The organism is Streptomyces mesophilus (assembly GCF_011044995.1).
Classification (GTDB): domain Bacteria; phylum Actinomycetota; class Actinomycetes; order Streptomycetales; family Streptomycetaceae; genus Streptomyces; species Streptomyces mesophilus.
Genome location: NZ_JAAKZW010000346.1, coordinates 1 through 5944, shown reverse-complemented (window position 1 = coordinate 5944; position 5944 = coordinate 1). Strand labels below are relative to the sequence as shown.

General features: G+C 70.2%; 5 protein-coding genes and 1 pseudogene. 5 read left to right on the top strand and 1 reads right to left on the bottom strand.

All coding sequences use genetic code 11. The annotated features are described in order from the left end of the window. The first annotated feature begins 15 nt into the window (after positions 1-15). The 5 genes and pseudogenes from G6045_RS38700 (at position 16) to G6045_RS38680 (ending at position 4811) form a co-directional block, all read left to right on the top strand. Complete coding sequence (locus tag G6045_RS38700) at positions 16-369, top strand: cytidine deaminase (RefSeq protein ID WP_165336931.1); 354 nt, start codon at positions 16-18, stop codon at positions 367-369. A 401-nt stretch (positions 370-770) separates the two neighbouring features. Further along, positions 771-1256, top strand: coding sequence for a hypothetical protein (locus G6045_RS38695; protein WP_165336930.1), 486 nt, complete (start codon positions 771-773; stop codon positions 1254-1256). A gap of 205 nt (positions 1257-1461) precedes the next feature. Continuing rightward, positions 1462-2802 (top strand): beta-xylosidase, encoded by a 1341-nt coding sequence (locus tag G6045_RS38690; RefSeq protein WP_165336929.1) that lies wholly within the window; start codon positions 1462-1464, stop codon positions 2800-2802. 100 nt (positions 2803-2902) lie between these two features. Continuing rightward, positions 2903-3880, top strand: coding sequence for a WxL protein peptidoglycan domain-containing protein (locus G6045_RS38685; RefSeq protein ID WP_165336928.1), 978 nt, complete (start codon positions 2903-2905; stop codon positions 3878-3880). Positions 3881-3981: 101 nt separating this feature from the next. After that, a pseudogene (locus G6045_RS38680) lies at positions 3982-4811 on the top strand (IS5 family transposase). 15 nt (positions 4812-4826) lie between these two features. Here the strand turns inward: G6045_RS38680 and G6045_RS38675 are convergent. Then, entirely contained in the window at positions 4827-5942 is a 1116-nt protein-coding gene (locus G6045_RS38675) for a carbohydrate kinase family protein (protein ID WP_165336927.1), read from the bottom strand. Positions 5943-5944: the final 2 nt, after the last annotated feature.

Here is a 5944-nt window from a genome sequence, read left to right as displayed (position 1 = left end):
TCGTATGCTCGACGCATGACCGAAAGCACCCCCCTCGACCCCGAGGACCGCAAGATCGTCACGCTGGCGCGCAGCGCCCGTGCCCGCAACGAGGTGCCCGAGGGTGCCGCCGTACGCGACGAGACCGGCCGCACCTACGTGGCCGGCACCGTGGCGCTCGACTCGCTCAAGCTGAGTGCGCTGCGTACGGCCGTCGCGATGGCGGTCGCGAGCGGCGCGCAGTCCCTGGAGGCGGCGGCCGTCGTCAGCTCCGTGGAAGCGCTTGCGGCGGAGGACCTCGCGGCCGTACGCGACCTCGGCGGAGCCGGCACTCCGGTTCTGCTCGCGGGTCCCGACGGAACCGTGCGCTCCACCACGCCCGCTGGCTGAATCCCACCCTCGACTCCCGCCCTGAGCAGGGATGTTGACTGACGAGTCAGTAACCGGAATCGGCGCAGAAGTAGAAGAATCAAGGAAACTCCCCTTGCCTTCTCGCGCCGATTCGGTCTCAATGGGCAGCGCTTACTTATCCGACGGACCGTCAGATCTACTGGGACGGCTGGGTACGGGGAGTAGAGCCGCTCCCCCGTACCGCCCTCGGCCTTCCCGCGTTCCGTGCGGCACCCGCACCCAGTCACGGACGGTCTTCGCGCACCCTTTCACGCACCCCTGCAGCGCCGTGCCCGCACACGGGCGTGCCCGCACACCGGGCGAACGGTGGGACTCCACCGCGTGGATCACGTGCGTCCTCATGCGGCATACGGCAACTCCCTTACATGGAGGGGAACCGAATGAGAGGCACCAGGACAGGAATCGGCACGATGGCGGTGGGCGCGCTCGCCGCGGGAGCGCTGGCGTTCGCGCCGGCCGCGATGGCGGTGGCACCGGCGCAGGCCACCGCCACGTATGACTGCGGATCGTGGGGCGGCGGCACCGCCGAACTCAACGCCACGCAGTCCGGCAGCAGCATCACCATCCAGGTGAAGACCGCGGTCACCACCCCCATCGCGATCAACGCGGGCGATGTGACCACCAGTCTGAACCTGACCCACAACGGCTCGGGTACGGCTGTCTTCGGCGGAAGCAGCAACCCGGCCATCCCCGCCGGCGGCGCCTTCGACAGCGGCCCGCTGACCAGTACGACCAGCTTCGCCACCGGCGACACGCTGGACTCGTTCATCGGCGCGACCCCGTCCCTGACGCTCACGGTCTTCGGCGTCACGGTCGAGTGCTTCGCGGGTGGCAACCAGGCCCCCGGCCCGTTCGTGGCCGACTGATCAGCGCATACGCACGTGGGACCGGTGCCGTTCACGGGCGGCACCGGTTCTTGCGCGCCCCGGGCGATGCGGGATCTTGACAGAACCTGATGGGTCATCAGTCGAAGTCGCCGCATTCCATTGACTTCTCACACAACCCGCACATCATTACTCCCTTGTCGGCGCAGACGAGCCGCTGCGCCGGCGCACTCGAGGAGGGGGCGATATGCCTTCAGGGAAACAGAGTTCCGGCGGTCGAAGACGCCGCTGGGTGGCCGCATTAGGGGCGGCCGCGCTGGGGATCGTAGGGGGCGGGGCCTTTGCGTGTCCTGCCGCCGCGGTCCCCACGAATGTCGAATTCGTCACGATATGCACACCGCCGCCGATCGCGGGCATCCCGAATATCGAGGGCCCCACCACCGCGAAGATCTCGGTCGACAATGCGGCACCCAAGGTGGGCGACACGGTCAACGTGACCTATGAGGTGGTCAAGCCGGCCGCCGGCAACCCGGTCGACATCGATCTGCCGGCCAACATCATGAAGCCGTCCGGCAAGGTGGTGCTCGGCGGAGCGCAGACCGGTGAGATCGCGGTCGAGGGACCGCGCGAGAACGCACCGGTGGGAGGCCTCGAACCGTTCCCGGGCTTCAAGATGACGGGTTCGTTCACCGTCACCAAGGCCGGCGACATCACGCTCTCGCCCGGCAACTACAACATCAACACGAACTACATCATGTCGCTCGACACCCCCTGCGTCGTGAAGACGCCGCCCGCCCCGGTCTCCGAGACCGTCAAGGCGACGGGTGGCGGTGACCCGGTCAACCCGCGCACGCTCGCACTGAGCGCGGCCACCGGTGAGCCCAACGCGTTCGTGACCGGCACCCTCGCCGGCTTCACCCCCAGCACGCCCGTCACGCTGGCTGGCTGGAACGGGACGTCGATCACGGCCGACAAGCTCACCACCACTGCGACGGCGGCCGGCACCCAGACCATGCGGGTGCGGATCAAGGACCCGGCGACGGTCGGCGTCGTGGCCTTCGAGGGTGACACCTGGGATCCGGCGAAGGGCGCGGGCCCCCAGCCGTACACCCTCACCACAGGCGGTGGCGGCAAGACCCTGGACCAGAACCTCAAGTCCTCGGTGAAGGCCGGGCAGTTGACCATGACGCAGGCGGGCAACGCCGTCCAGATGTCGGGTGTCGACTTCGGCCAGGGCGGCGCGTCCACCGGCGCACTGCAGCAGGTGACGGTCAAGGACTTCCGCGGTGGCCCCGCGGGCTGGTCCCTGACCGGCAAGGTCACCAAGTTCACCGGCCCGAACGGTGCGTACATCGACGCGGACAAGCTCAGCTGGACGCCGAAGTGTGCCACCAAGGCGGGCAGCCCGAGCGTGTGCGCGGCGGGCTCCGCGGGTCCGGTCGGCGGTCAGGGCGCGACGCTCGCACAGACGCCCAATGCCGCGCTGACCGGCGGCGAGTTCACGGTCGACGCCGGACTGTCCCTGAACGTACCGGAGTTCACGGCACCCGGTGAGTACGCAGGTGTACTCACGCTCACCCTCACCTGACGGTCCCCCTCCCGTCAGCATCCGCACCCGTCTCGAAACCGGCGGGCCGGCCCCCTCACGGGCCGGTCCGCCACCCGACGTTCACCGGGGGTCACGCTCCATGTCCGCACCGAGAACCTTCCATCCGTACGCGGCACTTGTCGCCGCGTTCTCGCTCCTGGCCGCGCTGCTGCTCACCGTCGGCGCACCCGCGCCGGCGCATGCCGCCGACAACGGCCGCTGGTCCGTCTATCCCACGTCCGCACAGCCCGGCGGGCGGCCCTACTTCTACCTCACGGCAGACCCCGGTACGACGCTGAACGACAAGGTCACCGTCACCAACAAGGCAGCGGAACCGCTGACGTTCAAGCTGTACGCGGCCGACGCCTACAACACCGCGCGCGACGGCGGGTTCGCGGTGCGCTCGATCGGCGAGAAGCAGCGAGGGATCGGCGCCTGGGCCAAACCGGAGAAGTCACGGGTGACGGTGCCGCCGGGCAGCTCGCTCGACATCCCGGTCACGATCAAGGTGCCGGAGGGCGCCGAGCCCGGTGACCATCCCGGGGCCCTGGTCGCCCTGGACGAGAAGATCGATCCGGCCGAGGGCTCCGTCGAGGTCGGGGTGCAGCGGGCGGTCGGGGCGCGGATCTATCTGCGGGTGGGCGGGCCGACGGTGCCGGCGCTGTCCGTCGAGAACGTGACGATGCGGCACGACCGGCCGCTGGTGCCGGGCTTCGGCAAGAGCACCGCGACGATCACGTACACGCTGCACAATCGCGGCAATGTGACCCTGAACCCGAAGGTCGAGCTCAGCGCGAACGGCCTGTTCGGCCGCACGCTTCTCGACCGCGACCTGAAGAAGGTCCCCTCGGAGCTGCTGCCGCGCCAGAAGGTCGAGCTGACCGAACGCTGGAGCGGGGCGCCTCAACTGGACTGGGGCGATGTGCAGTTGACGGCCACCAGCGAGGAGATCAGGACGACGGGCTCGACCTCGTTCTTCGCGCTGCCGTGGCTGGTGGCGGCGGTGCTCTTCGGGGTGCTGCTCGGTGGGGGCGGGACGTGGCTCGCGAAGCGGCGGAAGGCCCGGCAGGAGACCTAGCCCGCGGGGGATGCGGAGCTGGACCTGGCGCTGAGCTGGACCGGCGCCGACCTGGATCTAGGTCGTGTCCGCAAAGTGGTTGGCGCGTTGGTTTGTTCGTGGTGCGTCGTCATGAGTTGACTGATCAGGCGTGGGTGGTGGTTGAGCCGTTGCTGGCTCCGTCGCGGATGGGCCGTCCTGTTCGCGATCGGCGGCAGGTGCTGAACGGGATCCTGTGGAAGTTGTCCACCGGGGCCGCCTGGCGGGATCTGCCCGAACGCTATGGGCCGTGGAAGACGGTCTATGAACGCTTTCGCCGCTGGTCAGCCGACGGCACCTGGGACCGCCTGCTGGCCCACGTCCAGCAGCACTCGGATGCCATCGGCGCGGTCGACTGGACGGTGGTGTCGGTCGACTCCACAACCGTGCGGGCCCACCAGCACGCGGCCGGGGCGCGAAAAGGGGGCTCTGTCCAGGCGAGGCGATCGGCCGCTCCCGCGGCGGACTGACCACCAAGATCCACCTTGCCTGCGACGGCGCGGGCAGACCCCTGGCCTTCACCCTGACCGCTGGAAACGTCAACGACTGCACCCAGTTCGAGGCGGTGATGGCCCGCATCCGCATCCAACGATGCGGGCCCGGCCGACCCCGCAGCCGCCCCGACCTGGTCGCCGCGGACAAGGGATATTCGTCCGCCAAGATCCGCACCTACCTGCGCAGGCGAGGCATCAAAGCCGCGATTCCGGAGCGGATCGACCAGATCAACGGCCGTATCCGACGCGGCGAGAGCCTCTGCCGGCTCGACCGGGCGGCCTACCGGCGCCGCAACACCGTCGAGCGCTGCTTCAACAAGCTTAAGCACAACAAAGCCCTGGCCACCCGCTACGACAAACGCGCCCGCCACTACCAAGCCATGGTCACCATCGCCTGCCTACAACTCTGGCTCCCCTGACTTTGCGGACACGACCTAGCGCTGCCCGAACCCGATCGTCGGCACGGCCCGCCGCAACGGCCAGGGCCGTGCCGACTCCGGCACCACGCCCTGAAGGAACGCATACCGTCTGAGCGCGGCCGGGTCCTGGTCCTCGTACGACTGGATCCTGCGCCACCACGCCCCGATCTCCGCCCACCCGGGCGCCGAAAGGGAGCCGCCGAACTCCTGCACGGAGAGTGCCGCCGTCAGGCCGGCGAAGGCGAGGCGGTCGGCGAGCGGCCAGCCCGCGAGCGTGCCGGTGACGAAGCCCGCGACGAAGACATCGCCTGCGCCCGTGGGGTCGAGCGCCTCGACCGCGATCGCGGGTACCTCGGCGGTCTCGCCGGTCCGCCCGTCCACCGCGTACGCGCCCTCCGCGCCGAGCGTGACCACCGCGAGCGGTACGTGGGAGGTCAGCGCGCGGGCCGCGGCGCGCGGGCAGTCGGTGCGGGTGTAGCGCATCGCCTCCTCGGCGTTGGGCAGGAAGGCCTCGCAGTGCGCGAGGTCGGGCAGCCCGGCGAGATCCCAGCGTCCGGTGTCGTCCCAGCCGACGTCCGCGAAGATCATCGTGCCCTCGGCGGCGGCCTGCGCCACCCAGTCCTCGCGCACCCCGGGCGCCAGCGAGGCGATGGCCGCGCGGGAGCGGGGCGGGCAGTCGGGCGCCGGTTCGGCGGGCGGGGCGTCATGGCCGTGCGAGACCATCGTGCGCTCGCCCTCGTACGCCATCGAGATGGTGACGGGCGAGTGCCAGCCGGGCACCGTGCGCGACTGGGAGAGGTCGATGCCCTCGCCCTGTTCGAGGGCGTCCCAGCAGTACGAGCCGTAGTGGTCGTCGCCGAACGCGGCCGCGAGCGAGGTGCGCAGCCCGAGCCGGGCCAGGGCGGTCGCCATGTTGGCCACGCCGCCGGGGCTCTGGCCCATCCCGCGCGCCCAGGATTCGGTGCCGCGCACGGGGGCGGAGTCGAGACCGGTGAAGATGATGTCGAGGAAGACGGTGCCGGTCAGATACACGTCCCACGGCGGCTCACCGGGCGTGCGCAGCGCGGCCAGCGGGTCGAGACAGCCCTTGTCCGCGGCCGGCCCGAAACCCTTGTCCCCGCCCGGCCCCAGGC

Coding starts and splice junctions, on each gene's coding strand:
- G6045_RS38690 (WP_165336929.1), top strand. CDS start 1,462: ATGCCTTCAGGGAAACAGAGTTCCGGCGGTCGAAGACGCCGCTGGGTG.
- G6045_RS38685 (WP_165336928.1), top strand. CDS start 2,903: ATGTCCGCACCGAGAACCTTCCATCCGTACGCGGCACTTGTCGCCGCG.
- G6045_RS38695 (WP_165336930.1), top strand. CDS start 771: ATGAGAGGCACCAGGACAGGAATCGGCACGATGGCGGTGGGCGCGCTC.
- G6045_RS38700 (WP_165336931.1), top strand. CDS start 16: ATGACCGAAAGCACCCCCCTCGACCCCGAGGACCGCAAGATCGTCACG.